We start from the raw sequence: 26,083 nt of genomic DNA on the forward strand, positions 1-26,083 counted from the left end.
TTTAACCTGTTAATATCTTTTCTTGACAATCTCTACTTTAACGGTTTTATTTTTGATTTTTGCTTTCACACATTGTGCTGCTAGTTTTTTAGCATGCTGACTTTTAACTGCTGCGTAAGCAAAATAATCTTTGACTTCAATCAAGCCCAAATCCTCTTTTTTCATAAAATCGAATTGCATCATAAAACCGACAATATCCATCTTATTAATCTTATCCTTTTTACCTTTTCCAATATAAAAAGTAGTCCATTCTGGCGGATAAATTGCTTTTATTTCAGATAACTGCAAACTCTTTACATTTTCATCTGTATAATCTAAAATATTTTCGTCCCCTGTTCGAATCATCACCACTGTTCCTTCTCCTTTCATTCTAGCAGTTCTTCCATTACGGTGGGTAAATACCTCCTTGGTAGTCGGTAATTGATAATGAATTACAGTACTTAAATCAGGAATATCAATACCTCTTCCCGCGATATCGGTTGCGACAAGTACATTTGCACTACCATTTCTAAATTTAATTAACTCAAACTCTCTCTGTTCTTGCTTTAAACCACCATGGAACAAAGCATACGCCACATTGAATTCATTTAAAAACACTCCTATTCTATCTGCTGCATCTCTGTGATTTACAAATACCAATGCATTTTCCCCTTTTTTCATTCTGCTTAAAATCATGACTAATCCACTTAGCTTTTCATCTGCCAAGACCGTCAATTCTTTAAACTCAAAATTTGGTTTTTCAACCGACTGAAAATCGATTGTTTTTAAATTTGGTAAAGCAACAAAACTTGGAATTTGAATCGCTGCAGTTGCGGAGACTAAGAATTTATGGCTTAAATTTTTTAGTTTTCTCAAAATATATTCCATCTCATTGGTAAATCCAAATTCTAAGGATTTATCAAATTCATCAAATACAATTTTTGTAATTGTTGCAGGGTCAAAAGTTCTTCTTTTCAAATGGTCATCTACTCTACCGGGTGTGCCAATTAATATAGCAGGTGGATCAATAAGGTTATTTTGCTCCACTTTAAAAGCATGCCCCCCATAAGCAGTCGATATTTTTAAATTTAACTTCATGGCACGCATGACAGATTCAATTTGCAAAACCAATTCTCTGGTCGGCACTAAAATCAGTAATTGGATACCCTCGTCTGCTTTAATACCCGGTAATGAACTCAAAAGAAACGCTAAAGTTTTCCCACTTCCTGTAGGGGATAACAATAACATATTTTGGCTTGTTTTACTTGCCTCTACTGCTGCAAGCTGCATGGCATTTAAGGTCTCAATATTTAGGTTTTTTAATATACTTTGGGTATTCATACAAACTGGTATTTTCAATTATTTAAAAAGGACATTTAATATATTCTGGCGAATGCTTATCTTTGAAAAATGACAGATGCGCAACCAAATAATCCTTTACATGGTGTAAAATTAGCACAAATTTTAGATGAACTAGTAGAAAACTATGGTTGGGAACATTTAGGCTTCAAAATTAACATCAATTGTTTTAATAGCAACCCTTCTATTAAGTCAAGTTTAAAGTTTTTAAGAAAAACACCTTGGGCAAGAACCAAAGTCGAGGAACTATACCTAGAGATGAAGGGTTTATAAATATAAATCTGCATCAAAATCACCTATACTGTTACCTGTAAAAGGAAAAAATTCTTATTTCGGACAAAAACATCCGATACTTAATGATTAGTCTTATCTTTGTCTAAAAATAAGTGCTATGTTTTCAAAATCATGTGAATACGCCTTACGTGCCATACTTTTCATCACCCAACAAAGTGAATTAGGTGTAAAAGTAAATCTCACTATGATTTCAAATGAAATTAATTCACCAATTGCTTTTACCGCCAAAATTTTACAACAATTGACTAAAAATAAGATTGTAAAATCTAATAAAGGACCAAAAGGCGGATTTGAAATTGAACAACAATATTTAAATACGACCTATTTAAGTACCATAGTACAAATTTTTGATGGAGACAAATTATACAAAGGTTGCGGTCTGGGTTTGAGTAAGTGTGACGCTAAAAACCCTTGTCCCATGCATTTTAAATTTGTTGCAATTAGAGTACAACTAAAAGAAATGTTAGAGCAGCATACCATTTCAAGTTTGGTCCAAGCTATGGATGCTGACTTGTTATGTTTAAAAAGATAAAAATGAAAAACATTGAGACCCGTGAAGACGTATTTAAACTAGTAGATCAATTCTATATTCGCATTAGAAAAGATGATTTACTTGGCCCTATTTTCAATAAACACATACCTGAAGCGCATTGGCAAGTCCATTTAGAAAAATTGACAGATTTTTGGGAGACCAATTTATTTGGCATACCTAAATTCAAGGGAAGTCCAACACAAGTGCACCGAAAAGTGGACCAGGCAGCAAATTACAGTATTTCTCAAAAGCATTTTGGACAATGGATGCAATTATGGTTTACTACAGTAGATAGTTTGTTTGAAGGAGCCCTTGCTGAGAAAGCTAAAATGGCCGCTAGAAAGATGGGTACAGGACAGTTCTTAGCCATGTGGTCGGCAAGACCAAAAGAAACAACAGATAAATAAAAAAGGACGATTCTATTATCCATATGGTTGTGGAATCGTCCTTTGAAAAGTTTTAAATTATATTTTTAACGCGCCCTACTTCCCCGGTTTTTAATTGCACTTTTATGCCATGTGGATGCTTTGCAGCATTAGTTAATAATCGTTTAACAAATCCCCAGGTCAATTCCCCTGTCTGTTGGTGGTGTTTTTGAACAATTTCTACTTCACCTCCCACTTTTACATGCGACCGATTGGTACCATCAAACTCTGACATTAGGCACTTCTAATTTTAATAAAGTTAAGATATCCTCTATGGTATTTACCCCTTTATCTTGGTTATACCATACTTGCAAAGCTTCTTTGAATTCGGGGGTTAAGCTACCATGTTCTGCTTTATAATCATTTACCATTTTTGTCGCCATGGTTGGTCTTGGTCCCCATGTGGCCGTTTCTTCTCCATCTTCAATTTGAATCAACTTTGGAATGGCTTGACCGCCATTGGTCAAATAAGCATTCATCAAATCAACATTCGCATCTCTTAACACTATTTTTAATTCTATATTTGGGTTTAAAACAGCTAAAGCATTTATTATTGGTAAATTTTGTGCTGCATCCCCACACCAACCTTCGGTAATTACTAACCAGGTAATGGGTTTATTTATCGACTTAATAGCCGCTTCTACAGCAGTTGAAATTTTTGTCGTTTTATCCAATCGCTTCATGCGACTGATATTTAGTTTAGAGTACGGCAACAAGGTGTCTGGTCCATTTTCTGTGGTGGACTTACCAGCGGCATATAAATCTATAACTAATTGACGATAATCTTGGTACGAAATACTTTTTTGGATACTTTCTGTGAGTAATGTGTTCATTTTTTTATACTTTACTATAGTAGACAAAGATAATACACTTGCCTTACATTGAAAAAATTAATAACACAATTGTTAAAATCAATAAGCTAAAGCAGAACAATTAAAATAAAAACGAATACATCCATTTTTTAAGACAGGAATGTTACCTAAATTAATTTATGTCTTTAGCTAAATTTAAAAGACAAAAAAAAGCCCCTATCTTTAGAAAAGATAGGGGCTTTAACTTATTATTTAAAAGTTTTTAGTGATCATGTCCACCTTCACCGTGTACATGTCCGTGCTCAACTTCTTCTGAAGTAGCTGGTCTAATTTCTAAGATAGCACCTTTAAAATGTAAATTTTGTTCTGCTAAAGGATGGTTCATGTCTAAGTTAATCGATTTTTCATTAATCGCTAATACTTTTCCAGGTTGTACTTGTCCTTCTTGATTTTGCATTGGTAAAATATTACCTACTGCTACAGCTTCCATTAATTCACCTTCTTGCATAAACATGTCAATTGGTAATTCAATCAATGCTTCTTCAATTCTTTTTCCGTAAGCGTTTTCAGCATTAATTCCAAAAGAAAACTCTTCTCCTTCTCCTAACACTGCAACGTTTGCTTCAAATTCTGGAATCATTTGACCTAATCCTGTTAAAAACACTAAAGGCTCTTTCCCTTCTGTTGTTTCAATTAATTCTCCTTCAACATTGTCTTTATACAATTGGTAATTCAATGAAATTACTTGATGGTTATTATCGCTCATTTTTTACTATTTTTTTTGCAAAGTTACAGATATAAGTTAGATTAAAAAAATAATCCGCCCTTTGCTTGTTTTCCTTTAATGATTTGGTTGGTATTTTATAACTTTAACTAATTCTATATCAAACATCAAAGCAGAATAAGGTTCTATTGGTCCTCCACCTTCTTCTCCATAAGCCAAAGTATATGGCACATAAAAACGGTATTTAGCCCCTTCCCTCATCAATTGAATCCCTTCTGTCCAACCTTTAATAACTTGAAACAAACTAAAACGTACTGGACTTTCTAATCCAATTGTACTTTCAAATTCTTCTCCCGTTATAAATCGACCTACATAATAAACTGCTACAGAATCGGTAGTATTTGGTTTTACCCCATTTCCTTCCTCAAAAATTTTATATTGCAAACCAGAAGCCGTTTCTACCACAGCCGGGTTTTCTTTATTTTTTGAGAGGAATGCTTCTCCTGCTTTTTTATTAAGATCAGCATAGTAAGTTGTCAAGTCAAATTGTGCATCCTCCAATGAATAATTGGTCTCTACCCCATTAAAACCATCTTGTATTCCTTTTACTAAAGTCATAGGTACAATTTCATTTTCAATGTGTTTATCCACAAATGAACTTACCAATACAATGGCCTCGTTTACACCAATGGCATAACTCCCGATTGAACGACTAACTTTTGAACTATCCACGCTTCCATCTTCCATTAAATACAAATTTAAAACGGAATCTACTGCGCTTGAAGGAATGTCCAAAGGGTCAGAATTTAAATAGGCAACCAAACCTTTTTCAATTGCTTTTACATCAAATTTTCCTTTTAATTTGGCATTAGAATAAAAAGCAACCCCTGCTTTACCATGATCTAAACCGATAGCATAACTTATTTTTTGAAAATAATTATCAAAGGCTAGGGCCTGTAAAGCGGGTTTTACTTCCACTTGTTTATCGGAAGTATTATCCTTACAAGATAAAATGCCCAACAAAAGGATAAAAAGATAGAAAAAACGCATGCTTATCCTTTAATATCAATTAACTCTACATCAAAAACTAATGCCATATATGGTTTAATCGGTCCTTGTGGATGCGGATTAGCACCATAAGCTAAATGTTCTGGAATATACAATCTATATTTAGATCCTACAGTCATTAATTGTAAAGCTTCTGTCCATCCTTTAATTACTTGATTTACACCAAACGTTGCAGGTTCACCTCTTTCAATAGAGCTATCAAATACAGTTCCATCTGTTAATGTTCCATGGTAATGCACTGTCACTTCACTTGTTTCAGATGGCTTAGCACCATTACCTTCTTTTATTACTTCATATTGTAATCCAGAAGGCAATTCTGTAATATTTTCTTTTTGTGCGTTTGCAGATAAAAATGCTGCTCCTTCCACTTTATTTGTTGCAAATTTTGCTTCGTTTATAGAATTGATATAAGTTTGAATTACTTCATTTGCTTCTTCAGGGTTCATTTTTGCTTTATCATTAAAAACATCTTTAATACCATCTAAAAAACTAGTTAAATCAATTTCTTCTAAGTTTTGACTTTTTAAACTTTGTCCGATACTCATGCCAACGCCATAACTAGCGTTATTTTTTACTTCACTCATCTTACTTTATTTTATTTATTATTAATTGCCGCAATTCCAGGCAATTCTTTTCCTTCTAAATATTCTAACATAGCGCCACCACCAGTGGACACGTGACTAACTTGATCGCTAAGGCCAAATAAATTAACCGCCGCTACACTATCGCCACCACCTACTAAGGTAAAAGCGCCTTTTTGTGTCGCTGCCGCAACAGCTAGCGCGATTGCTTTAGTACCATTCTGAAATTTTTCTAACTCAAAAACGCCCATTGGTCCATTCCACAATATTAACTTTGAATTCAAAATAACATTGGTAAATTCTTTAATCGCATTTTCCGCAATATCTAATCCCATCCAGCCATCTGGAATTTCTTTGGTTAAACAATTTTGCGTTTTTGCATCATTTGAAAATTCATCTGCAGCAACAGTATCTACAGGCAAGTATATATTTACGCCCTTCGTTTTTGCTGTAACCATAATAGAGTTAGCAGTTTCAATAAAATCTTTTTCTATCAATGAATTTCCGACATTACCACCCATTGCTTTCACAAACGTATATGCCATTCCCCCACCAATTATTAAATTATCTACTTTATTAATTAATTGATTAATTATAGTGATTTTGGAAGATACTTTTGCTCCTCCTACTATAGCTGTCAAAGGTTTTTCAGTCGAGTTTAATACTGCATTTACACTTTTTATTTCCTTTTCAATTAAATAGCCAAACATTTTATCGTTTGGAAAAAATTGGGCGATTACCGTTGTGGAAGCGTGTGCGCGGTGTGCAGTACCAAAAGCGTCGTTTATATAAACATCTCCATGTTTTGCTAAGGCTTTTGCAAAGGCTTCATCTCCTTTTACTTCTGCACCATGAAAACGTAAATTTTCCAATAACAATACTTCTCCAGCTTTTAAATTACTTGATTTTTCGTAAGCTCGTTCTCCAATACAATCTGAAGCAAACGAAACTTTTTGTCCTAAATCCTTTTCAACGGTTGAAAGTATGTTTTTCAATGAAAATCTAGCTTCAGGTATATTTTTTGGTCGACCCAAATGTGACATTAAAACAACAGAGCCGCCATCATTCAGTACCTTTTTAATTGTTTTTAAAGCTGCTTTGATTCTTGTATCATCTGTTACCTCTAAAGTTTCTTTATTTAAAGGAACATTAAAATCAACTCGAATTAAAGCTCTTTTTCCGTTAAAATCATACGAATCTATCGTTGCCATTTTCTAATAATTTAAAATTGAAACGCAAAGATAAAACTATAAAATGTTTGAACTAAAAATGTAATGTATTTTTCAACTTAATTTAACATCAATTTTTGATTAAAAACGCTATTATTCACAAAAACGGAAACAATATACAGCCCTTTTTTGTGAATATTTGTCGCTAAAACCTCTTGGTATTGCCCAGGTTCTTTTAATCCAAGTGTGGTACTTTGAATTAATTTGCCATTTAATGATTGTACATTTACCTGTAATTTTGCCGACTCATTCAATTGATAATTTAACTGTATATTTTGATGTAAATCATCCCAAAACACATTCACTTTCGTATTATTTTCTGCTAGGCTAACTACAGATGCAGGTACCGAGGATAGAATATCATAACTTCCCACATAAATTTTGTCTCCAGAAGTTGAACTACTGCTATTGGATTTATTAAAAGAAAAATAAGCCCGTAAATCACCTTGTTCTGTTGCTGGGGCAGTCCATTGAAATTGAAAACTGGTTATACCATTTGAACTTGAATGTCTAATATACTCCCTACCGCCAGCCAATGCAGTGCTTGTATTGGCTCCATTTACAAAATCACCTGCTTTTTGGACATTGTTATCTAAAATTGTCATTTCAAATCCATTCTTAGCTCCCGACGCCACACTCACTTCAAGGTTATACAATTGCCCAGGTACATAACTGTTATTTAAACCTGAAAAACTAACATCTACTACACCTATTGCTGATAAAACCGAACCATTATGGCAATCGATACAAGTCGATTCATTTGGCGCTCCTGTTTTTCCTGTAGGAGGATTAGATGAAAAATTTTGAATATGCACGCTTGGGTTAAAATCTACTACAGTATTGCTCTCCTTTTCATAAAAGGAATAAAGTGTAAAGGTAGATAAACAAAGTAATCCGAATATGTTTTTTATTTTTCCTGTCATGGGTATTAGTTATTTAGTTTTCCTTGTTTCATCCAACATTTAAATTTAGCCCGAATAGAGTCTGGAAGCTGGGGTTGATTCAAAGGCATTGGTACAGTACCATTGTGACTCATCACATGATCAATAATCACCGCATTACTACTCACTAACTCGTAGCTTGTAAATGTATAACCAGCTGCATTTGTATTGTCATGACATCCCGAAGTATTGCAAGATTGATTCATTATTACTTTTATTACTTTGTCGTAAGAAATAGTATCTATACATGGATATTTTTCTAATAAATCCAATTCTAAAGCTTTATTTTTGGTGCAGCTTCCAATTACAAGAAACAATATACATCCAATAAAAATTAATTTCATACCTTAAATTTACGGGTGATGGAAAATCCGAGTCTAAATTGACCTTTCAACCAATTATCATCAGTGGATGGAATAAATAAATTTTCATTCACTCCCCTCGCATTGGAGATAATAAAAGTGAATGCATGTCCTCCAGTTAGCAATTCTAAACCTAAAGATAGTGGATCTTTATTTTCCGAGCTTGCATTTTTGTTTAAAATATGATTATATTCTACGAGTACACCAAGTAAAGGATTAAAGCGTCCCCTTGCTGTTACGCCTATAAATCCAACTGTATTGACCTCTTCAAATAACACAAAATTTCTATGGTTAACACCTACACTTAACTGAAGCGAAAAATGATCATTTAATTTCCTACTCCCCATTAATTGATGGGTGTATATTAAACGATCCAAAAAATTATTAAAGGCGTTTTCTGCAGTTGGGTTACTACTTGCTTTAGCATAGGAGAATGCAAGACTAGAGACCCAAGTCAAACTCAAAGGGCTTTGGTTATCTTGCTGTAATATTCTATATTTTACATAGCCATCTGCTACCTGTTTAATCACTCCTACTCCTTTACTTCTACCTAAACCAACATTAAACTTATCGGAAAGACCATATTCAAATGCAATTCTCACATCTGCCAAATCATCTAAACCAAACCAACGTCCTACCGCTCCAGGACCGGCTATATCGCCAAACTTATGGGCCACTATAAACTCGAACTGTCTTTTGTATAACATTTCCGTACTGTGGTTAAATAACCCTCTAGTACTTTCAAATGTATCCCATACTTTTTCCTTATCCTCCGATTGACCAGAAACAAAATAGCTACTCAGAAATAATAATATCCAAAATTTTTTCATTCTTTTTGCTTTTTTGTCGAAATATAAGCCAGTAAATCCAACATTTGCTCTTCACTCATTTTTTCTAAAGTATATTGTGGCATATACTGTCTCTTCCCATTTACTGCGTAAGTCCCTTTTCGCACAAGATAAGGAACCGTGAAATGGGATGCCTTTTCCAATTGTGATTTTAAAAAAGACAAAGTAAGATTACTTTCATCAAATTCAAAATTACTAATATTCTTCCCCATCCCATGACAATGCAAACAACCATTTTTAAATATATACGCGCCATGGTTAATATTGGGTTGGTAATTGGTTTTTACAGGAATTTCTACCTCCCCAAAAGTGGCGGAATTTGCTTGGGTATATTTATCCTTTAAAATTTGAATCCCCTTTTTATCCTTTGTACGTATAGCATCCGAAAGTAATACTAATTCATCCGGACTCAAATTTAAATCTGCAATGGAAAGTTCAATGGACTTAAAATAATGTAAAACGGCGTTCAGCTCCCAACTTTCCATTGGTCTGCCTTGAGAACATTGTACAGCACATAATTGAATGGCGTGAATTAAACTATCTCTAGCAGGCTTCACCAAGTCACCATATTTCAATTCATAATCACCATTATACCAATGTGTTTTATTATACAACCCATAAAAGGTGGAAGCTGGTAAAAATGGTAAATCATTTGCCATACCATAAGCCAATCGCTCTTCCGTATTTTCAACACTTAAATCGGCAACCTCTTTCACGGTATTGTGACAATCTATGCAGACAAAAAACTTGGACAAACGTTTGCTATTTTTTTCTTCCAATTTTCCTTTTGTAATTAATTCATAACCAATAGCAACACTGTCTTTATTTAATTTATAGATATGATGATTTGGTACTTTACCCCCTAAACGCAGCAATACATCTGTCACTTTTAATTCTGAAACCAACTCCTGAATGCCTTTGTTATTTACATCATTTCTTCCATTCGATAAAAATATAAACATGCACGAACTGCAAAATAATAATGAAATCACAAATCTTTTTCCAATCATCAAATTGATTTTCTATTTTTGTAAAAATAAGGAAATAAAATCACTATTGAAATAACTTATGGTAACAACCTTTTTAGACACTCCAATCGAATATTTAAAAGGCGTTGGTCCCCAAAAAGGAGATACTTTAAGAAAAGAATTAAACATTCATCAATTTAGAGACTTATTGTTATATTTTCCTTTTCGTTATGTGGATCGCTCGAGTTATCAAACAGTCGGCAATATTAAAAATGAAGAAGGCTTTGTACAATTAAAAGGAAAAATCACCCAAATACAAGAAGTTGGAAAAGGCCGAGGGAAAAGGTTATCTGCTCAATTTTCAGATGGCACAGGCGCAGTTGAATTAACTTGGTTTAAAGGAGTTAGTTATATTAAGAATCAATTAAAACCAAACATAGAATATAGGGTATATGGTAAACCAAAGGCTTACGGTTTAAAATATTCAATAGCACATCCTGAATTAGAGCTTGTTGAAAACTTAAAAGGTGAAGAGTTAGGTCTGCAACCAGTTTACCATACAGGAGAACATTTGACCAGAAAGAATTTACACAGCAAAGGGATTCAAACGATTATAAAAAATCTCTTAGTCGACATACCAGGAAAAATAAACGACCCTTTACCAAGCTGGCTTATTCAAGAACTTAATTTAATACCGAGAGAGTTGGCACTCCTAAATATGCATGCGCCAAAAGACATGCAAATGGCAAAAAAAGCAGCTTTAAGGGTGAAATTTGACGAATTATTTTTTCTTCAATTAGAGCTTTTAACCAGAAAAAAAATCACCCAAAACAAGATCAAAGGATATGTTTTTGATGCTGTTGGTGATGCCTTTAACACCTTTTTTAAGGAACACCTACCTTTTACACTCACCAATGCACAAAAAAGAGTAGTCAAAGAAATTAGAAAAGACATGGGCACAGGCAAGCACATGAATAGGTTACTGCAAGGTGATGTAGGTAGCGGAAAAACTTTGGTCGCATTATTAGCAGCCCTGATTGGCATTGATAATAATTTTCAAATTTGTTTAATGGCGCCTACGGAAATATTAGCAAATCAACATTTTCAAACCATATCAGAATTTTTATCTAAAATGGACTTACATGTAGCCTTGTTGACAGGATCCGTGAAACAATCAGAAAGGAAAATTATCCATGCAGACCTAGAAAGTGGTCGTACTCATATTTTAATTGGCACCCATGCCTTAATAGAACCTAAAGTGAAATTTAAAAATTTAGGTCTCGCTATCATTGATGAACAACACCGGTTTGGCGTAGCACAAAGGGCTAAATTATGGAAAAAAAACACACTTCCACCCCATGTATTGGTCATGACCGCAACACCAATTCCAAGGACATTGGCTTTAACATTTTACGGTGATTTAGATGTCTCTGTAATCGACGAACTTCCTCCCGGCAGAAAAGCCATTCAAACTAGACATTATTTTGAAAGCTCCCGATTAAAAGTCTTTAAATTCATTGAAAACGAAATTAAACTAGGCCGACAAGTATATATCGTTTATCCATTAATAGAAGAATCTGAAAAAATGGATTACGCCAATTTAATGGAAGGGTATGATTCCATCTCTCGCCGTTTCCCCCGTCCCGACTATAATGTAAGTATCGTCCATGGGAAAATGAGTGCTGAGACCAAAGAATTTGAAATGCAACAGTTTGTAAAAGGAATTACAAACATAATGGTTGCCACCACAGTAATAGAAGTTGGTGTAAATGTACCTAATGCCAGTGTTATGATTGTGGAAAGCGCAGAGAAATTTGGTCTATCACAACTGCACCAATTAAGAGGAAGAGTCGGTAGAGGCGCCAAACAATCCTACTGTGTTTTAATGACAGGATACAAGTTGGGTGAAAATGCTAAAAAAAGAATGGAAACCATGGTCCGTACCAATGATGGTTTTGAAATTTCAGAAGTCGATCTTAAATTAAGAGGTCCAGGAGACATTATGGGTACTAAACAAAGTGGTGTTTTAGACCTTAAATTAGCCGATTTAGCCAAGGATGGTCAAATTGTAAGCTTAGCAAGAGATAAAGCAAGGTATTTATTTGAAATGGATCCGCGATTAGAAAAGCCAGAACACCAAGACATTGCAAATATCTTGCGCAACATTTTAAAGTCAAAGCCAAATTGGAGTAGAATTTCTTAAAATTCAACAGCTAATGGCTGCGAAAAAACTATTGGATCAAACTTTTCGTATGGAAATTGGCTAAAAAAACAAATCCACTTCTATTAAAATAATAACCATACCGATTTATGCTATAAAAAATAGACGCTTATTTTTTTCTATCCTACTATACACCGCTTACAAAATCGATAAAAACTTCGGTAAAACTATAATTAGCTAAAACGTTTTTTTCGAAAATAAGCAAGTACAGAAATAAGCACAAATCCAATTGCAGTTATTGGCACCCAAGATGGAATTGGAACAGGATCACCAGTAGCATAAGAGTGCAGTCCACTTAAATAAAAGTTTACGCCATAAAAAGTCATGATTATGGAACTATAACCAACCATGGAAGCCACATTAAAAACAAAATCGGATTTTAAACCTGGGATAAAACGGAAGTGTAAAATAATTGTGTATACCAGCACAGAAGCTAATGCCCATGTTTCTTTTGCATCCCAACCCCAATAACGTCCCCATGATTCATTTGCCCAAACACCTCCTAAGAAAGTTCCTATGGTTAACATAAACAAACCAACTGTCATTACCATTTCACTAATGTAGCGCAGTTCTTTACTGGTTAAGTTCATTCTTTTAAGTGATTTCTTAGTTTTGAAAATATCCATGTTTAAATTGATGATTCCCAAAATTGCTGAAAGCCCTAAAAACCCATAAGAGCCAGTAATGATTGCGACATGAATCATTAACCAATAAGACTTTAATACAGGCACTAAATTAGAAATTTGTGGATCCATATTATTCAAATGTGCTACAAACAACATTAGCCAAGCTAAAATACCAGTAGCGCCCAATACAATTTTTGAGTTTTTTGAAAACAAAAGACCAGCTACAACTGTAATAAAAGAAATAAACACAATAGCTTCGTAACCATTACTCCAAGGAGCATGTCCCGACAAGTACCAACGTAAGCCTAGGGTAAACGCATGTGCAAGGGCTAATAAAATAAATAATATGGTAGCCACCTTATTAAAAATACCCACTTTAATTTTCGGACGGAATAAATTGACAAACTGCGCAACCAACAATATTAATCCAAGCGATAAATACAAATTATTTAATCTTTCAAATACATTTGATTTGGTATAAAATATTTCCCAATCAATTTTTGATTTACTCGGTAATAAATCGGGATTCCCAGCACCTCTCTGATAGGTGTCAATTAAATTTAGAACCTTGTCCGTTGCTGACCAATCACCAGTCTCTTGGGCAGCATTTGCCTCATAAATATACATATTCATAATGCCACTTACAAACGTACTGTCTTCTCCTGTTAATTTCGTTAAATTATCAGCAGGCGCGTACCAAGTATTGGTTGGATCGTTTTTCATTGGAAATATTCTTAAATAATACCCCATTACTACCCCTCTAATAATATTAAAACGTTCATCTGTTTTAATAAAGTTTTTATCAAATACATTTCGTTTACTAGGCGACTTGGTTTGTGCATTTTTCACAAACTCCGTCAACTTATACGCAGAATTATCTACATAAAAGTCTTGCATACTAGCATATTTACCTTCAATACCCAATATCTTTTTGGTGGAATCTCCTGACACATAAATAAAAGGCGCATTAAACCAATGTGCAAAATTCACATGCAATCCTACAAATACTTGATTAGCATTCATTCCATCATATTTTACACCACGGTATACCTTTCTTAAAATCATATCAGCCATGGTATTGACTGGCATAAATCGACCACCAAAATCCTGTATGATCAGCTTACCAAATTTATCGGCTTGCGTTTGATCAATTGGTGTGTATGTTTCAACAGCATGACTTGTAAAAGGAATTAAACCAAATACTAAAATTAAAACCTTCAATAATTTTTCTCTTTTTTGTCTCACATCTTTGGCTTTATTCATTAAGAACCTAAAACGACTACCTTTGGTAAATACAGCTAAAAACATACCTAAGCCCATCAAAACATAACCAATGTAAGTAATCATTGTACCCCACCAATCGTGATTAACAGATAAGATAGTTCCTGATTCATCTGGATCATAACTCGATTGAAAAAAGCGATACCCTTCATAATCTAATACATGATTCATAAAAATTCTATGGTCGAATTTTTTATTTTTAATGGTATCTATTAATGTCACTTCACTCGCATAAGAAGATGGATTTTCAGTGCCTGGATACTTTTCCAATTGAAAATCTTTTAAGTGGATAAAAAATGGTACGGTAAGGTATTTCGCACCTAAACAAATTCTATAGTTAAGGCCATTCATGGAAAATTCATTAAATTCTGGATAATTCCCAGTTTCTCCTGAAATATTTACAATTTTAGAGGTTCCACCTTCCTTTACTTCTAATTGAATAGTGTGGTGACCTTCAGGGTGATTTAGCTCACCTTTTTTAACCATTTTCTGATTTTTAAGTTTTTGTTTATATACAAATTGAACCCCGTTCAATTCATATAATCTCATGGGATAGAATGGCACCAAAGTATCCCTTGGAATCACACCAGAACTTTGGTCACGCATTTGTAAATAATTCAAATCAAAAGGAGAAAAGACATAATCTAAAGAGTCCGTTTTAAAAATCCTAATTGCACCTAATAAAGTGGTATCCGTTGTTACTATAATTCCTTTCTCTTGAATATCGTAACCATCTCCTAGATAATTATTTTTTCTTCCGCCTTGTCCAACAGTAACAATATGTAAAAAATCATCTCCATTTTCCACCGACTCTAAAGTATCTACTTCATAATATTTTGGTAAAAAATCATGGTATCGAATAGAGATTGGTCGAGAAGCATCTGGAAAATGAAAATCCATATTCAAAGACACATGATCTTCCATTAAACCACCCAGACCAACCCCGGATAATTTTTGGTTAAAATCTGCTTTAGCTTGATTTAATTTGTCCGAAAACAATATTTCAAAAGAAGGTTCATATTGGTTAATTTGATCGTCGACATGGACTTGAAAATAGGTATTCGTTGTCAATAAAGTATTAGAGGCTTTCCCTTCTTTAATATTCATTATTCCTTCAAAAGAAACATTCCTAGTAACGAAAGCACCAACTACGATAATTAAAAACGATACATGAAAAATTAATGAGCCTATTTTTTCTATCCGAAACATTTTATAACGGTAGATATTATATACCAAATTAATGAACAAGAAAAAGAACATCCACTCAAACCATTTTGCATTGTAAATAAAGTACTTAGCGGTAGTGGTATCATAATATGTCTCAACACCTGTGGCTATTGCTATTGCTAAAAAAAAAGTTAGCACCAAAAGTGACATAAATTTCATGGAAAAAAAGAAGGCGATAAATCTATTCATGATAGGCATAATTTCGGTGCAAATTTAACCCTTATTTATGAAATCAATCTGAAATTAGGGATAATTTTAAAATCAAAAAATAAATTTTATGAAATAGATTATCAAATAGTATTGGTTATTTACGTTTGAAATTTTATATTTGCAGGCTTTGAAAAACACTAAGTGTATAATTAACTAATTAAAATGAGAAATAAAGGATTCTTTTGGACGATTACCATAGCTCTAGTAATAGCTACTATCTATCAATTATCGTTCACCACTGCTGCCAGAAAAGTTGAGAAACGTGCAGTTACGCAAGCACAAGAGGCATTAGATTCAATTCAAGCCACTGGACAAACAAAATTTACTGGCATAGGTGATACTTTGGATTTATCGAATCCAAAAGATGTAGATAAAATTTTCGCTTATTACAAAGACGCATACATTAGTTCCATGAACAATGAGGAAGTTCACTTTATGAACTATACTTATAAGGAATGTAAGGAAAAAGAATTAAATCTTGGTTTAGATTTAAGAGGTGGGATGAGTTTAACACTTGAAATTTCCGTACCTGAATTAATCCAAAACTTAGCGGGCAATACCCAAAAAGAAGAATTTACTTCGGCATACAATAGCGCAATGGCTACGACGAATGAAGGGGACGGTGATTTTATCTCAAACTTTCAATCCGCTTACGAAAAGAATTCTCCTGATGGAAAATTAGCTAAATTATTTCACCGATATAATACGGATGAAGTTCCTTCCAACGCTTCCAATGACGAAGTTGTTTCTTTTTTAAGAAATAAAGCGAGTTCGGCATTAGAAGGTGTAGAGACTATCATCATTAAAAGAATTAACCAAATTGGGATCAACCAACCAACGATTCAAAAACAAGCTGGTGCAAATAGAATTTTTGTGGAACTACCAGGTGCTACAAACAGAGAATACATTCGTAAAAGATTACAAGCATCTGCCAACCTAGAGTTTTTTGAAGTATACGATAACGTAACAGACGGTATTGCGAATACCTTAATAGATGCGGAAGGAAAATTAAGTAGAGCTTTATATGGTGATATTTTACCAGTAGAAGATAGTTTAAACTTAGATACAGATACTACATTACTAGATGCTGTTACTGAAACAGTAGAAAATGCAACAGATTTAGATTTAGACTTAGCAGGTGTAGATACTACTGCTACTCCTGATTTAGCAGATGTTGCTGAAACACCAACGGATTCTTTATCTTTAGACGAAAGACAAAAATTAGCGCCTATCACTTCTTTGGTTTATTTGGCATTTCAATTTGATGAAGCTGGAACACCAATTGGTTACCAAGAAGGACCAGTAATTGGTCAAGCATTAGTAAAAGATACAGGTTTAATTAACTCTCGAATAAACCATCCTACTTTTAAAAACGAATTTCCAGCAGATTTAAAATTCATGTGGGGTGCTAAAGAGGTAATGAATGACGGTCAAGAAACGGGTGTTATTTATTTATATGCTATTAAAGTACCTACTATTGGAGCGCCAGTATCTGGAGAAGATATTGAAAGAGCTGATATTGGAACTGAGTTTGGTAAAGTAGATGTTAGAATGAACATGACGCCAAGTGGTAGTCAAAAATGGGAAGATTTAACTGGAGCGAACGTTGGACGTTCTGTAGCCATTACCATGGATGATTTTGTATATTCTGCTCCTGTAGTACAAGAAAAAATGTCGACTGGTAGAGCAAGTATTTCTGGTAGCTTTACGGTTGCGGAAGGAAAAGATTTAGCTGGTTTATTAAATGCTGGTTCTTTACCTGCTCCTGCTAAAATTGTGAATGAAACTTCAGTAGGACCAACATTGGGAGCTGAAAACATTCAAAAAGGATTGTACTCTTTCTTATTCGCCATCTTAATTGTTTTGATTTACATGGTATTCTATTACGGTAAAGCCGGTGTAATTGCAGATATTGCCATGATTTTTAACTTGTTCTTATTGTTAGGAATGTTAGTTTCCTTCAAAGCAATCTTAACTTTACCTGGTATTGCAGGTATTGTCTTAACCATTGGTATGTCAGTGGATGCGAACGTGCTTATTTTTGAAAGAATTAGAGAGGAAATGAGATTTGGAAAAGGCTTAAAAGTGGCCATCCAAGAAGGATTCCAAAAAGCAATGGCTGCTATATTAGATGCCAATATTACTACTTTATTAACTGCAATTGTATTGGCCGTATTTGGTTCAGGTCCAATTAGAGGATTTGCTACTACTTTAATCATGGGTATCTTTACTTCCTTCTTTGCAGCAGTTGTTATTTCTAGATTATTGTTCATCTATGCCATGTCTAAAAACATGGACTTTAAATTTACGACTTCATTTACAAAAAACTGGTTCCAAAACACCAACTTTCAATTTGTTAAAAACAGAAAGAAATTTTATATTATTTCAGGTATTGTTATCCTAATTGGTTTAGGTTCTTTATTTACTAAAGGGTTAGATTTAGGGGTTGACTTTACAGGTGGTAGAACTTATAAAGTTGAATTCCACGACCAAGTTGCCAACAATAAATTAATAAAAGAAAACCTTGAAAAAGCATTTGGATCAGTTCCAACGGTAAAAGCAGTTGATGATGATTACACCGTTTCTATTACCACTAAATACTTAATTACTGATGCAAGTCAAGAAGCTAGTGACAAAGTTGAAACAAAATTAAATGAAGGATTAGCTTCTTTAGGAGCTTATGATATTCCGGAAAGTAAAATGATTGCACCAACTATTTCTAGTGATTTAAGATCTAGTTCATTCTACGCCATCTTATTCTCCTTAATCATCATTTTCTTATACATTGTATTCAGGTTTAGAAAATGGCAATATGGTTTAGGTGCATTAGTAGCTATGGCACATGATGTTTTAGTAGTGTTAGGTTTGTTTTCTATTTTCTGGGGTGTATTTGGATTCTCCATGGAAATTGACCAAGCATTTATTGCAGCCATATTAACCGTAGTTGGTTATTCTATAAATGATACCGTGGTTGTGTTTGATAGAATTAGAGAATTTTTAGCGACATCTCGTAAAAAAGACAACAAAGAAATCATTAATAACGCATTAAACTCTACCATGAGTAGAACTATTAATACTTCTGTATCTACCTTTATCGTATTATTAATCATCTTCTTATTCGGTGGAGAATCTATTAAAGGATTTACCTTCGCCTTAATGATTGGTGTGGTTGTAGGTACTTACTCTTCTCTATTTATTGCAACACCTGCAGTAATTGATTTGGAAAAAGAAAAAGAAGAAAAAATTTAATTGAAATTGATATAATTTAAAAAGCCTTCCTTAACTTTGGAAGGCTTTTTTGTTTTAGACTATGCAAGTAATTTTATTTTTAAACGATTTTGGAACTGGAGAATTAGTTTTTGTCATGTTTGTAGTACTGATATTATTTGGTGCTAAAAATATTCCTTCTATCGCCAAAACTTTAGGAAAAGGGATGCGCGAAATTAGAAACGCATCAGATGAAATTAAACGAGACATCACAAGGTCCGCTACTGAAATGAAAAGAGATTTAAATTTAAATAATCACTTCAAAGATATTCAAGATCCAATGAAAGGGATTAAAGACCCCATGAAAGGGATTGAAGAAGCTATCATGGCGGAGCCTAAGACGAAAGAAAATAACCCTAAAATAGATACGGAATGAGCTATTTAATTTTAATACTTGGGCTTATCACGTTAATTATTGGTGGCGAGTTTTTAGTAAAAGGTGCGGTTGGTATTGCGAAAAAAGCACACATCTCTTCTTTGGTAATTGGTATGACCGTAATCTCATTTGGTACTTCCGCTCCTGAATTAATCGTCAGTCTAAACGCCGCTTTAAGTGGTAACCCCGAAATTGCTATCGCTAATGTGGTAGGTTCTAATATTGCTAACATTGCCCTTGTACTTGGTATAACTGTTTTAATATTTCCCATTATCGTCGATCGAAATTCAAAAATTATAGATTGGCCTATGATGATGGGGGCCTCTATCCTATTTTACTTATTTGCCTATGATTTGGTAATTGAAACTTGGGAAGGTATTATATTGTTTGGTATTTTAGTAGTGTTTACAGTACTGTTGATTACTAATTCAAGGAAGACGACTAAAAAAGAGAAAGCCGCTCTTACAACACCTATAGAAGATGAAATACCGGTAATGAATACTTATTTAGCATTCTTTTATGTTCTATTAGGATTAGTTGGATTATTTTTCGGCGCAAAATGGTTGGTCAGTGGCGCTATTGATATTGCCCAAAATTTAGGTATGAGTCAAACAGTTATTGGGGTAACTGTTGTTGCCTTTGGCACTTCGGTTCCAGAATTGGTTACCTCCGCAGTAGCTGCTTTTAGAAAGGAAACGGATATATCTATAGGTAATTTAATAGGTTCTAATCTGTTTAATATCATGGCCGTAATAGGCTTAACAGCTATTGTAAAACCTATTCCGGTGGAAAGTGTCGTGTTAAATAATGATATGATTTGGATGCTTTGCATTGCTGCCGCTCTTTTACCTTTGATGTTAATTGGTAAAAAACTGGGTAGAATAAAAGGGGTGATGTTATTTGGTACCTATGTTGCTTACATTACCATTATACTTATCCATGTAAAATAATGAGCATAAAAAAAGTACCAGGTTGGGGTAAAACCGTCGGAATACTAATGATTATTATGGGCAGCTTAGGTGCCTTCTATCAATTGTACAGGATTGTATTCCCAATGATTTTGAATGTGCAACAAGAATTTATTGGAAATTTCAGCAGAATAACAAAAGATCAGATTCAAAACAACGACAGTCTGCGATTAAATCCAACATTTAATGAAAACTTTGAATCCTTCGAAAATTCATTGGAAGCGGTGAACAATACCATCTTTAAAATTGAACCACACATCATTCAATACATCATGGTATTTTCTTTAATCATGCTACTGGTCAACGTTATTTACATTATTGCTGGGACTAAATTATTGACTAAAAAAATTGCCAATTATCAATTCGCAAAAATTACATTGATTATTGCTATACTGATCAATGTGCTGTCCCTATTTCTCATTTTCTCGGGTAATAACAGCCTCATGATTTTTGCCATGATGTTCTACGCTTTTATCGGATTGATTGCAGATATCGTTTACATCATCATCTTACAATCCCACGACCAGTCTGAATACGACGAAAATGAAAACGCTCAAAAACAGGTAATTTCAATTGAAGAAGGATTTGAAATTTAGTCACAAGGATAACTTACTTTCTCGTAAATCACTTTATTAATTATATACTTTCTAACGGTGTAAATTTCGGTAAATTCTAAGCCATTCACATCTTTACTTGTTTTCAAGTAAGAGATACGGCCTGAATCTCGTTCCACGATATTAATTGCCTTGTCCAATACTTTAACTTTATTATTTTTAAAAGCCAATACAGCATTATCTTTCCTTAATTCGGAATTCAAAATATAACTTTCATTCTTTTGGATGTATACATCTTCAAAGGTGTACACGTCATACAAACCGGAGTCCAATTTTACATACTTGTATTTTAGGTTGATGAATACTTGATTGGTGTCGAAATTATTGTAAACCCGCAAAGTATCCTTATTCAAAAATAAGGCCCCACATTGGCTTTCCTCTTTGGCATATAAGGGTTTTAATAAAATGTCATCTGGTTTCAAATTGCCAGTTTCTAATACAACTTCGTAAAATACATGTTGATTTGATTTTTGACAAGCAAATACACCGAGCACTAGCGATAAAATGAGCAATACTTTCATAGATTTAATTTTACTGTTGTTTATTTTGAATCAATTGGCACAATGCCTGCACGCCTAAGGTATAACTTTCTAAGCCAAAGCCCATAATTAATCCTGCACAAACAGGTGTAATGTACGATTGATGTCTGAAAGATTCTCTATTGGTCACATTTGAAATGTGTACTTCTATTACAGGAATATTAGTAGCTGAAATAGCATCTCTAATGGCTACGGAGGTATGTGTATAGCCGCCAGCGTTTAAAACAATTCCATCAAACTTATTGGCCAAATTTTGAATACTCGTCACCAAGTCGCCTTCTAAATTACTTTGTAAGTAATTCAATTGTATAGCTGGAAATTTTTCCCCTAGCTCCACATAAAAATCTTCAAAACTTTTAGCCCCATACACACTTGGCTCCCTTTTTCCGAGTAAATTTAAATTCGGACCATTTAATACTAATATTTGCAGTGAATTCATCTTGGGATAAATATAGAAAGGATTATCAAAACTATTTAAAAATTGAAAAAAGTTTATCAATAAATAGTGTAGATGCCTATATGCGTGACTTTGATAAATTGTCGGATTTCTTTAGTGTCAACTTAATCCGAAATCCAGTCGCTGTTGAATTAAAAGACTTGCAAAAGCTGGTGAAATGGATAGCCGAAATGGGTATTTCAGCCCGATCACAAGCAAGAATAATCTCAGGAATTAGAAATTTCTATTCCTACTTGATTATCGAAGATGAAATCATAGACGATCCAACTGATTTATTAGAATTACCGCGACTGGGACGGAAATTGCCCGAAGTCTTAACCATTGAAGAAATTGATGCCCTCAAGGGTGCTGTGGACCTTTCTAAGCCGGAAGGACATAGGAATAAAGCCATTATTGAAACTTTGTACAGCTGTGGTTTAAGGGTTAGCGAATTAGTAAACCTGCAATTGACCAATATTTATTTTGAAGAAGGTTTTATGCGGGTAATCGGAAAAGGAAACAAAGAGCGATTGGTACCCGTTAACCCACAAGTGGAAAAAGAAATCAATTGGTATACCCAGCACGTAAGGAACCATATGGAAATTAAACCGGGACATGAGGACTTTGTTTTTTTAAACAGAAGGGGAAAACAATTGACCCGTGTCATGATTTTTACCATTGTAAAAGACCTGGCGAATGAAATACAACTCAACAAAACCATCAGTCCACATACTTTCCGTCATTCTTTTGCCACCCATTTAGTGGAAGGAGGGGCCAATTTAAGAGCTGTACAAGACATGTTGGGACATGAATCAATAAGTACGACAGAAATATACACCCACTTGAATAATGACTACCTGAGAGAAGCCATTATTTCTTTTCACCCAAGGAATAATAAATAACCAATTCCGACAATCTAAAAAGGATTAGAAAAAGCTTTATCTTCAATCAAAACTGAATCGGTTAATGCCTTTAAAAAAGTGATAATTTGCGCTTTTTCTAAAGCTGTTAAATTTACGCCATTAGGGTTTCCAAAATGCATCTTGGGATCTATGGTTGCACTTTTTTGAACACCACTGGTATAAAAATCGAGCACTTCCTCAAGGGTTTCAAACCGACCATCATGCATATATGGGGCTGTTAAAGCAACATTTCTTAGGCTGGGAATTTTAAACAATCCGTAATCTTTTTTCTTTTTTGTCACCCCTATTCTTCCTTCATCTTTTAAAGTGGTAAAAAGACTAAAAGTATCTAATCCATTATTCGAAAATTGTCCTGTGGTCCCAACAAAATGTGCATCAGTAGGATGACAATGCAAGCAGTTCCCTTTACTTTGGTCGTTCATTAGCTCCATGCCTTTTAGCTCATCTTTTGTTAAAAACACTTCTCTTCTCAAAGCTTTGTCAAGACGGGAATTATAGGAGATAATCGTTCGCTCAAACTGGGCAATAGCATAGGCAATCGTTAAACTATCAATCGCTTTTTCTGGAAAGGCAGCTTGAAACAAGTTTTGATAAAATATAGAAGCACTAATTCGCTGGCTAGCCAGTTGCCAATCTAAATCCATTTCCATGTGATCGCGGACAGGAAAAAAAACTTGCCCTTCTACATTATTCGCTTTTCCATCCCAAAATAATTGTTCATTCCATGCCAAATTAAAAATGGCTGGAGTATTTCTAATTAATTGTCCTCCATTTACCCCTTCACTAAATCGGATTCTCCCATCTGAAAAAGCAAATTCCTGTTGATGACAAGCACTGCAGGACAGGCTACTGTCTTTACTTAAAATTGGGTCGTAAAACAAATACCTTCCCAGCTCCACTCCTGCTTTACTTACTGGATTCAAAGTGTTTACTGGCATTTTGGGGAAAGCACTTAAAACGGGAAATATATATGACTCAGGACTTGGATAATGTGAAATACTATACATTAGTCCACTTAATAATAGTAAAAAAAAGAAAGATTTTTTCACTGGCCTATCGTGTAACAATTATTTTTTTCGTTTCAGTTTGTAAATTGGTCTTCACTTTAATGTAATAAATCCCAGCTGGATAATCTGCCAGGTCCACAAAAAATTTAGTCGGAACTTCAACATGTTTTTCTAAGACCCTACCAGCTGCATCCAGCACCGTTAATTCTTCAATGATATGAAATGTATTCGTCTTTTTTACTGATATATTTACGCGATTGCTAGTGGGGTTAGGAAATACTTCCAAGTAAGTTTCTTGAGGAGTTTCACCTATGGTATGAAAAAATGTTTGATGTTGTAACATATTATCAATCATCCATCCATCATTTTGAGAGGCGATAGAATCAGATTTAAATACATGACGTAAAATAATGGAATCTTGCATACTCATCCAAGAAAAATCAAAGCACAACCAAATGTCTCTCCAATTTGTATCGGTACCTGAAAATCCAATATCACCATTTTGAAGTGTATCTACATTAATGGATTCATATCCATAAAAGTTGTAAGTATATGGATTGTCAAATACGCTCACCCAAGTATGTCCTGTGTCTATTGAATATTCAATTAAGGCGATATCACCTGAATCAATATCTAATTTTTGAGTCCATTGAATGGCAGTAATACCGAAATTATAAAATGCTTGTACACCGTATTGAAAAATAGAAGTATTCAAAACTGGGTAGGTCAATACGGTATCCGTAACCAATGCATTTGGCAATGTAAAAGCTGCATTAAATACCGATTTTTGAGGCTGACCAATTTGCCATATATTTTCAGCTGCAGTGTCCAGTTCAATGACCATGGAATAATCTGTAGTATCGGCACCATCAAAAAATAGCTCAAGATAGTTTTGACTATAAGTTTGTACGGATATAAATAAAAAGACAATCGATAAATATTTCATCATACTAATGTTAGGTTCAACCATTAATACGTGAGTCGAAGCGAATTGGTTTGGTAGTATCTAAATATAAATCAGGCTGTTTCTTCAATCGCTCTTAAAATAATATTGGCAGCAGCTTCCATTTCTTCCTTTGTGATGGATATGGGTGGCGATAACCTAAAGGCTGTTGGACATGAAAGGAACCAAAAGCCAATCAAACCTTTTTCAAGACATTTATCTACCACCGCTTTTACACGATCAAATGAGCCCATTTCAATGGCAAAAAACAAACCTTTTCTCCTTATTTCTATTACATCTGGATGCGCATTGACAATCGTCTCCAATAATTCTCCTTTTGCTTCCACTTCTTCCATCCAAGGTTCAGACTTTAAGACATCTATACAAGCATTTGCAGCGGCACAAACCACTGGGTGTCCACCAAAAGTAGTAATGTGTCCCAACATGGGATCATAAGTCAATTCGTGCATGTTTTCATAAGAAGAAAGCATAGCGCCAATTGGCATGCCACCTCCCAATGCTTTACCTAAGACTAACACATCTGGTATGACATCATATTGTTCAAAAGCAAACATGCTTCCTACTCTACCCAAACCAACTTGCACTTCATCAAAAATTAACAAAGCGCCTACTTCATCACATTTAGCACGCAATGCTTTTAAAAAATTTGGATCAGGCACGCGCATTCCTGCATCTCCCTGAACTGGTTCAATTAAAACACCAGCTGTTTTTTCCGTGATCCAATGAAGAGAATCGATATCGTTAAAATCTATAAAATTGATTGCTGGAAGCAATGGACGAAACTTTGCCTTTTTTACTTCATTTCCCGAAATACTCATGGAACCATGCGTACTGCCATGATAAGATTTATTACAGCCGACCAAATGATGTCGTCCTGTTACTCGTTTCGCTAATTTCAACGCCGCTTCAATGGCTTCCGTTCCAGAGTTAACGATATAAGAGCAGCTGAGTGAATGGGGTAATATGGATGCTAAATTATTAGCTAAGGCCACTTGACTATCTTGTACATATTCGCCGTATACCATCACGTGCAAATGCTTATCAATTTGCGCTTGAATAGCCGCAATGACAGCAGGATGTCTATGCCCAATATTGTTGACCGCTACACCGGCAATCATATCGTAATAACGCTTTCCTGCCTTGTCCCAAATATAAATACCTTCCGCTTTATCAACCTCAATTAAGTATGGAGATTGACTTGTTTGGGCTTGCAAATTTAAAAATGTATCTCTATTCGTCATGTTCAATTTTATAGTTACAAATTTATGGTTTTAAACTATAATACATGACCTAAAAGCAAAT

The 26,083-nt window shown here is 34.3% G+C and carries 26 protein-coding genes; 9 read left to right on the plus strand and 17 right to left on the minus strand.

Annotated elements, in window-relative coordinates:
- Positions 1 to 9: 9 nt before the first annotated feature.
- Positions 10 to 1,320, minus strand: a complete 1,311-nt coding sequence (locus DNU06_RS14680) for a DEAD/DEAH box helicase (protein ID WP_111064253.1) — start codon at positions 1,318 to 1,320, stop codon at positions 10 to 12.
- Between the two features lie 69 nt (positions 1,321 to 1,389).
- On the opposite strand from DNU06_RS14680, the gene DNU06_RS14685 reads away from it, so the two are divergent.
- From DNU06_RS14685 to DNU06_RS14695, 3 genes are all read left to right on the plus strand, one after another.
- On the plus strand, positions 1,390 to 1,611 hold the full coding sequence (locus DNU06_RS14685; protein ID WP_111064254.1) for a VF530 family protein: 222 nt from the start codon (positions 1,390 to 1,392) through the stop codon (positions 1,609 to 1,611).
- A 118-nt stretch (positions 1,612 to 1,729) separates the two neighbouring features.
- Positions 1,730 to 2,164 carry an RrF2 family transcriptional regulator gene (locus DNU06_RS14690; RefSeq protein ID WP_111064255.1) on the plus strand — a complete coding sequence of 145 codons (435 nt, stop codon included), beginning with the start codon at positions 1,730 to 1,732 and terminating at the stop codon, positions 2,162 to 2,164.
- Positions 2,165 to 2,166: 2 nt separating this feature from the next.
- Complete coding sequence (locus DNU06_RS14695) at positions 2,167 to 2,571, plus strand: group III truncated hemoglobin (RefSeq protein WP_111064318.1); 405 nt, start codon at positions 2,167 to 2,169, stop codon at positions 2,569 to 2,571.
- A gap of 52 nt (positions 2,572 to 2,623) precedes the next feature.
- On the opposite strand, the gene DNU06_RS14700 is transcribed toward DNU06_RS14695, so the two are convergent.
- The 10 genes from DNU06_RS14700 to DNU06_RS14745 form a co-directional block, all read right to left on the minus strand.
- On the minus strand, positions 2,624 to 2,824 hold the full coding sequence (locus DNU06_RS14700; protein WP_111064256.1) for a YwbE family protein: 201 nt from the start codon (positions 2,822 to 2,824) through the stop codon (positions 2,624 to 2,626).
- Entirely contained in the window at positions 2,811 to 3,422 is a 612-nt protein-coding gene (locus tag DNU06_RS14705; protein WP_111064257.1) for a thioredoxin family protein, read from the minus strand. The genes DNU06_RS14700 and DNU06_RS14705 overlap by 14 nt, the downstream gene beginning before the upstream one ends.
- A gap of 241 nt (positions 3,423 to 3,663) precedes the next feature.
- On the minus strand, positions 3,664 to 4,167 hold the full coding sequence (locus DNU06_RS14710) for an FKBP-type peptidyl-prolyl cis-trans isomerase (RefSeq protein ID WP_111064258.1): 504 nt from the start codon (positions 4,165 to 4,167) through the stop codon (positions 3,664 to 3,666).
- 75 nt (positions 4,168 to 4,242) lie between these two features.
- Positions 4,243 to 5,175, minus strand: a complete 933-nt coding sequence (locus tag DNU06_RS14715; RefSeq protein ID WP_146239266.1) for an FKBP-type peptidyl-prolyl cis-trans isomerase — start codon at positions 5,173 to 5,175, stop codon at positions 4,243 to 4,245.
- A 2-nt stretch (positions 5,176 to 5,177) separates the two neighbouring features.
- Entirely contained in the window at positions 5,178 to 5,777 is a 600-nt protein-coding gene (locus DNU06_RS14720; protein WP_111064259.1) for an FKBP-type peptidyl-prolyl cis-trans isomerase, read from the minus strand.
- 11 nt (positions 5,778 to 5,788) lie between these two features.
- Positions 5,789 to 6,985, minus strand: a complete 1,197-nt coding sequence (locus DNU06_RS14725; RefSeq protein WP_111064260.1) for a phosphoglycerate kinase — start codon at positions 6,983 to 6,985, stop codon at positions 5,789 to 5,791.
- Between the two features lie 77 nt (positions 6,986 to 7,062).
- Positions 7,063 to 7,926, minus strand: a complete 864-nt coding sequence (locus tag DNU06_RS14730) for a choice-of-anchor V domain-containing protein (protein ID WP_111064261.1) — start codon at positions 7,924 to 7,926, stop codon at positions 7,063 to 7,065.
- 5 nt (positions 7,927 to 7,931) lie between these two features.
- The gene (locus DNU06_RS14735; RefSeq protein WP_111064262.1) at positions 7,932 to 8,288 is read right to left on the minus strand and encodes a hypothetical protein; all 357 of its coding nucleotides are present in this window, start codon (positions 8,286 to 8,288) and stop codon (positions 7,932 to 7,934) included.
- Positions 8,285 to 9,136, minus strand: coding sequence for a DUF5777 family beta-barrel protein (locus tag DNU06_RS14740; protein WP_111064263.1), 852 nt, complete (start codon positions 9,134 to 9,136; stop codon positions 8,285 to 8,287). Before DNU06_RS14740 ends, DNU06_RS14735 begins: the two co-directional genes overlap by 4 nt.
- Positions 9,133 to 10,116 carry a c-type cytochrome gene (locus DNU06_RS14745; RefSeq protein WP_158526909.1) on the minus strand — a complete coding sequence of 328 codons (984 nt, stop codon included), beginning with the start codon at positions 10,114 to 10,116 and terminating at the stop codon, positions 9,133 to 9,135. The genes DNU06_RS14740 and DNU06_RS14745 overlap by 4 nt, the downstream gene beginning before the upstream one ends.
- Positions 10,117 to 10,222: 106 nt before the next feature.
- Between DNU06_RS14745 and recG the strand changes: the two genes are divergently transcribed.
- Positions 10,223 to 12,325 (plus strand): ATP-dependent DNA helicase RecG, encoded by a 2,103-nt coding sequence (recG, locus tag DNU06_RS14750; protein ID WP_111064265.1) that lies wholly within the window; start codon positions 10,223 to 10,225, stop codon positions 12,323 to 12,325.
- 191 nt (positions 12,326 to 12,516) lie between these two features.
- Here recG and ccsA read toward each other — a convergent pair whose 3' ends face one another.
- The gene (ccsA, locus tag DNU06_RS14755) at positions 12,517 to 15,666 is read right to left on the minus strand and encodes a cytochrome c biogenesis protein CcsA (protein ID WP_158526910.1); all 3,150 of its coding nucleotides are present in this window, start codon (positions 15,664 to 15,666) and stop codon (positions 12,517 to 12,519) included.
- Between the two features lie 183 nt (positions 15,667 to 15,849).
- Here ccsA and secDF point away from each other — a divergent pair, with 183 nt between their 5' ends.
- The 4 genes from secDF (at position 15,850) to DNU06_RS14775 (ending at position 20,894) form a co-directional block, all read left to right on the plus strand.
- Positions 15,850 to 18,936, plus strand: coding sequence for a protein translocase subunit SecDF (gene secDF, locus DNU06_RS14760; RefSeq protein WP_111064267.1), 3,087 nt, complete (start codon positions 15,850 to 15,852; stop codon positions 18,934 to 18,936).
- Between the two features lie 61 nt (positions 18,937 to 18,997).
- Positions 18,998 to 19,330, plus strand: a complete 333-nt coding sequence (locus DNU06_RS14765; RefSeq protein WP_111064268.1) for a Sec-independent protein translocase subunit TatA/TatB — start codon at positions 18,998 to 19,000, stop codon at positions 19,328 to 19,330.
- Positions 19,327 to 20,280 (plus strand): calcium/sodium antiporter, encoded by a 954-nt coding sequence (locus DNU06_RS14770; protein WP_111064269.1) that lies wholly within the window; start codon positions 19,327 to 19,329, stop codon positions 20,278 to 20,280. The genes DNU06_RS14765 and DNU06_RS14770 overlap by 4 nt, the downstream gene beginning before the upstream one ends.
- Complete coding sequence (locus DNU06_RS14775) at positions 20,280 to 20,894, plus strand: hypothetical protein (RefSeq protein ID WP_111064270.1); 615 nt, start codon at positions 20,280 to 20,282, stop codon at positions 20,892 to 20,894. Before DNU06_RS14770 ends, DNU06_RS14775 begins: the two co-directional genes overlap by 1 nt.
- Here DNU06_RS14775 and DNU06_RS14780 read toward each other — a convergent pair.
- Positions 20,891 to 21,433, minus strand: a complete 543-nt coding sequence (locus DNU06_RS14780; RefSeq protein ID WP_111064271.1) for a hypothetical protein — start codon at positions 21,431 to 21,433, stop codon at positions 20,891 to 20,893. The two genes, DNU06_RS14775 and DNU06_RS14780, sit on opposite strands and share 4 nt — an antisense overlap.
- A gap of 10 nt (positions 21,434 to 21,443) precedes the next feature.
- Positions 21,444 to 21,881 (minus strand): type II 3-dehydroquinate dehydratase, encoded by a 438-nt coding sequence (gene aroQ / locus DNU06_RS14785; RefSeq protein ID WP_111064320.1) that lies wholly within the window; start codon positions 21,879 to 21,881, stop codon positions 21,444 to 21,446.
- Here aroQ and DNU06_RS14790 point away from each other — a divergent pair.
- Positions 21,881 to 22,789, plus strand: coding sequence for a site-specific tyrosine recombinase (locus DNU06_RS14790; RefSeq protein WP_111064272.1), 909 nt, complete (start codon positions 21,881 to 21,883; stop codon positions 22,787 to 22,789). The genes aroQ and DNU06_RS14790 overlap by 1 nt on opposite strands.
- Positions 22,790 to 22,803: 14 nt before the next feature.
- Here the strand turns inward: DNU06_RS14790 and DNU06_RS14795 are convergent, their stop codons facing one another.
- From DNU06_RS14795 to DNU06_RS14805, 3 genes are all read right to left on the minus strand, one after another.
- Positions 22,804 to 23,859, minus strand: a complete 1,056-nt coding sequence (locus DNU06_RS14795) for a cytochrome-c peroxidase (protein WP_146239267.1) — start codon at positions 23,857 to 23,859, stop codon at positions 22,804 to 22,806.
- 4 nt (positions 23,860 to 23,863) lie between these two features.
- Positions 23,864 to 24,766: a T9SS type A sorting domain-containing protein gene (locus tag DNU06_RS14800; protein WP_158526912.1), complete on the minus strand. Its 903-nt coding sequence runs from the start codon at positions 24,764 to 24,766 to the stop codon at positions 23,864 to 23,866.
- Positions 24,767 to 24,834: 68 nt separating this feature from the next.
- Positions 24,835 to 26,022 (minus strand): aspartate aminotransferase family protein, encoded by a 1,188-nt coding sequence (locus tag DNU06_RS14805; protein WP_111064275.1) that lies wholly within the window; start codon positions 26,020 to 26,022, stop codon positions 24,835 to 24,837.
- Positions 26,023 to 26,083: the final 61 nt, after the last annotated feature.

The sequence above is a fragment of the Putridiphycobacter roseus genome, from assembly GCF_003234935.1.
Lineage (GTDB): Bacteria > Bacteroidota > Bacteroidia > Flavobacteriales_D > Crocinitomicaceae > Putridiphycobacter > Putridiphycobacter roseus.

What these genes read in the sequence shown, in the direction of transcription:
- DNU06_RS14680 (WP_111064253.1), bottom strand. Translation starts at nt 1,320, where the DNA reads ATGAATACCCAAAGTATATTAAAAAACCTAAATATTGAGACCTTAAAT.
- DNU06_RS14685 (WP_111064254.1), top strand. Translation starts at nt 1,390, where the DNA reads ATGACAGATGCGCAACCAAATAATCCTTTACATGGTGTAAAATTAGCA.
- DNU06_RS14690 (WP_111064255.1), top strand. Translation starts at nt 1,730, where the DNA reads ATGTTTTCAAAATCATGTGAATACGCCTTACGTGCCATACTTTTCATC.
- DNU06_RS14695 (WP_111064318.1), top strand. Translation starts at nt 2,167, where the DNA reads ATGAAAAACATTGAGACCCGTGAAGACGTATTTAAACTAGTAGATCAA.
- DNU06_RS14700 (WP_111064256.1), bottom strand. Translation starts at nt 2,824, where the DNA reads ATGTCAGAGTTTGATGGTACCAATCGGTCGCATGTAAAAGTGGGAGGT.
- DNU06_RS14705 (WP_111064257.1), bottom strand. Translation starts at nt 3,422, where the DNA reads ATGAACACATTACTCACAGAAAGTATCCAAAAAAGTATTTCGTACCAA.
- DNU06_RS14710 (WP_111064258.1), bottom strand. Translation starts at nt 4,167, where the DNA reads ATGAGCGATAATAACCATCAAGTAATTTCATTGAATTACCAATTGTAT.
- DNU06_RS14715 (WP_146239266.1), bottom strand. Translation starts at nt 5,175, where the DNA reads ATGCGTTTTTTCTATCTTTTTATCCTTTTGTTGGGCATTTTATCTTGT.
- DNU06_RS14720 (WP_111064259.1), bottom strand. Translation starts at nt 5,777, where the DNA reads ATGAGTGAAGTAAAAAATAACGCTAGTTATGGCGTTGGCATGAGTATC.
- DNU06_RS14725 (WP_111064260.1), bottom strand. Translation starts at nt 6,985, where the DNA reads ATGGCAACGATAGATTCGTATGATTTTAACGGAAAAAGAGCTTTAATT.
- DNU06_RS14730 (WP_111064261.1), bottom strand. Translation starts at nt 7,926, where the DNA reads ATGACAGGAAAAATAAAAAACATATTCGGATTACTTTGTTTATCTACC.
- DNU06_RS14735 (WP_111064262.1), bottom strand. Translation starts at nt 8,288, where the DNA reads ATGAAATTAATTTTTATTGGATGTATATTGTTTCTTGTAATTGGAAGC.
- DNU06_RS14740 (WP_111064263.1), bottom strand. Translation starts at nt 9,136, where the DNA reads ATGAAAAAATTTTGGATATTATTATTTCTGAGTAGCTATTTTGTTTCT.
- DNU06_RS14745 (WP_158526909.1), bottom strand. Translation starts at nt 10,116, where the DNA reads ATGTTTATATTTTTATCGAATGGAAGAAATGATGTAAATAACAAAGGC.
- recG (WP_111064265.1), top strand. Translation starts at nt 10,223, where the DNA reads ATGGTAACAACCTTTTTAGACACTCCAATCGAATATTTAAAAGGCGTT.
- ccsA (WP_158526910.1), bottom strand. Translation starts at nt 15,666, where the DNA reads ATGAATAGATTTATCGCCTTCTTTTTTTCCATGAAATTTATGTCACTT.
- secDF (WP_111064267.1), top strand. Translation starts at nt 15,850, where the DNA reads ATGAGAAATAAAGGATTCTTTTGGACGATTACCATAGCTCTAGTAATA.
- DNU06_RS14765 (WP_111064268.1), top strand. Translation starts at nt 18,998, where the DNA reads ATGCAAGTAATTTTATTTTTAAACGATTTTGGAACTGGAGAATTAGTT.
- DNU06_RS14770 (WP_111064269.1), top strand. Translation starts at nt 19,327, where the DNA reads ATGAGCTATTTAATTTTAATACTTGGGCTTATCACGTTAATTATTGGT.
- DNU06_RS14775 (WP_111064270.1), top strand. Translation starts at nt 20,280, where the DNA reads ATGAGCATAAAAAAAGTACCAGGTTGGGGTAAAACCGTCGGAATACTA.
- DNU06_RS14780 (WP_111064271.1), bottom strand. Translation starts at nt 21,433, where the DNA reads ATGAAAGTATTGCTCATTTTATCGCTAGTGCTCGGTGTATTTGCTTGT.
- DNU06_RS14800 (WP_158526912.1), bottom strand. Translation starts at nt 24,766, where the DNA reads ATGATGAAATATTTATCGATTGTCTTTTTATTTATATCCGTACAAACT.
- DNU06_RS14805 (WP_111064275.1), bottom strand. Translation starts at nt 26,022, where the DNA reads ATGACGAATAGAGATACATTTTTAAATTTGCAAGCCCAAACAAGTCAA.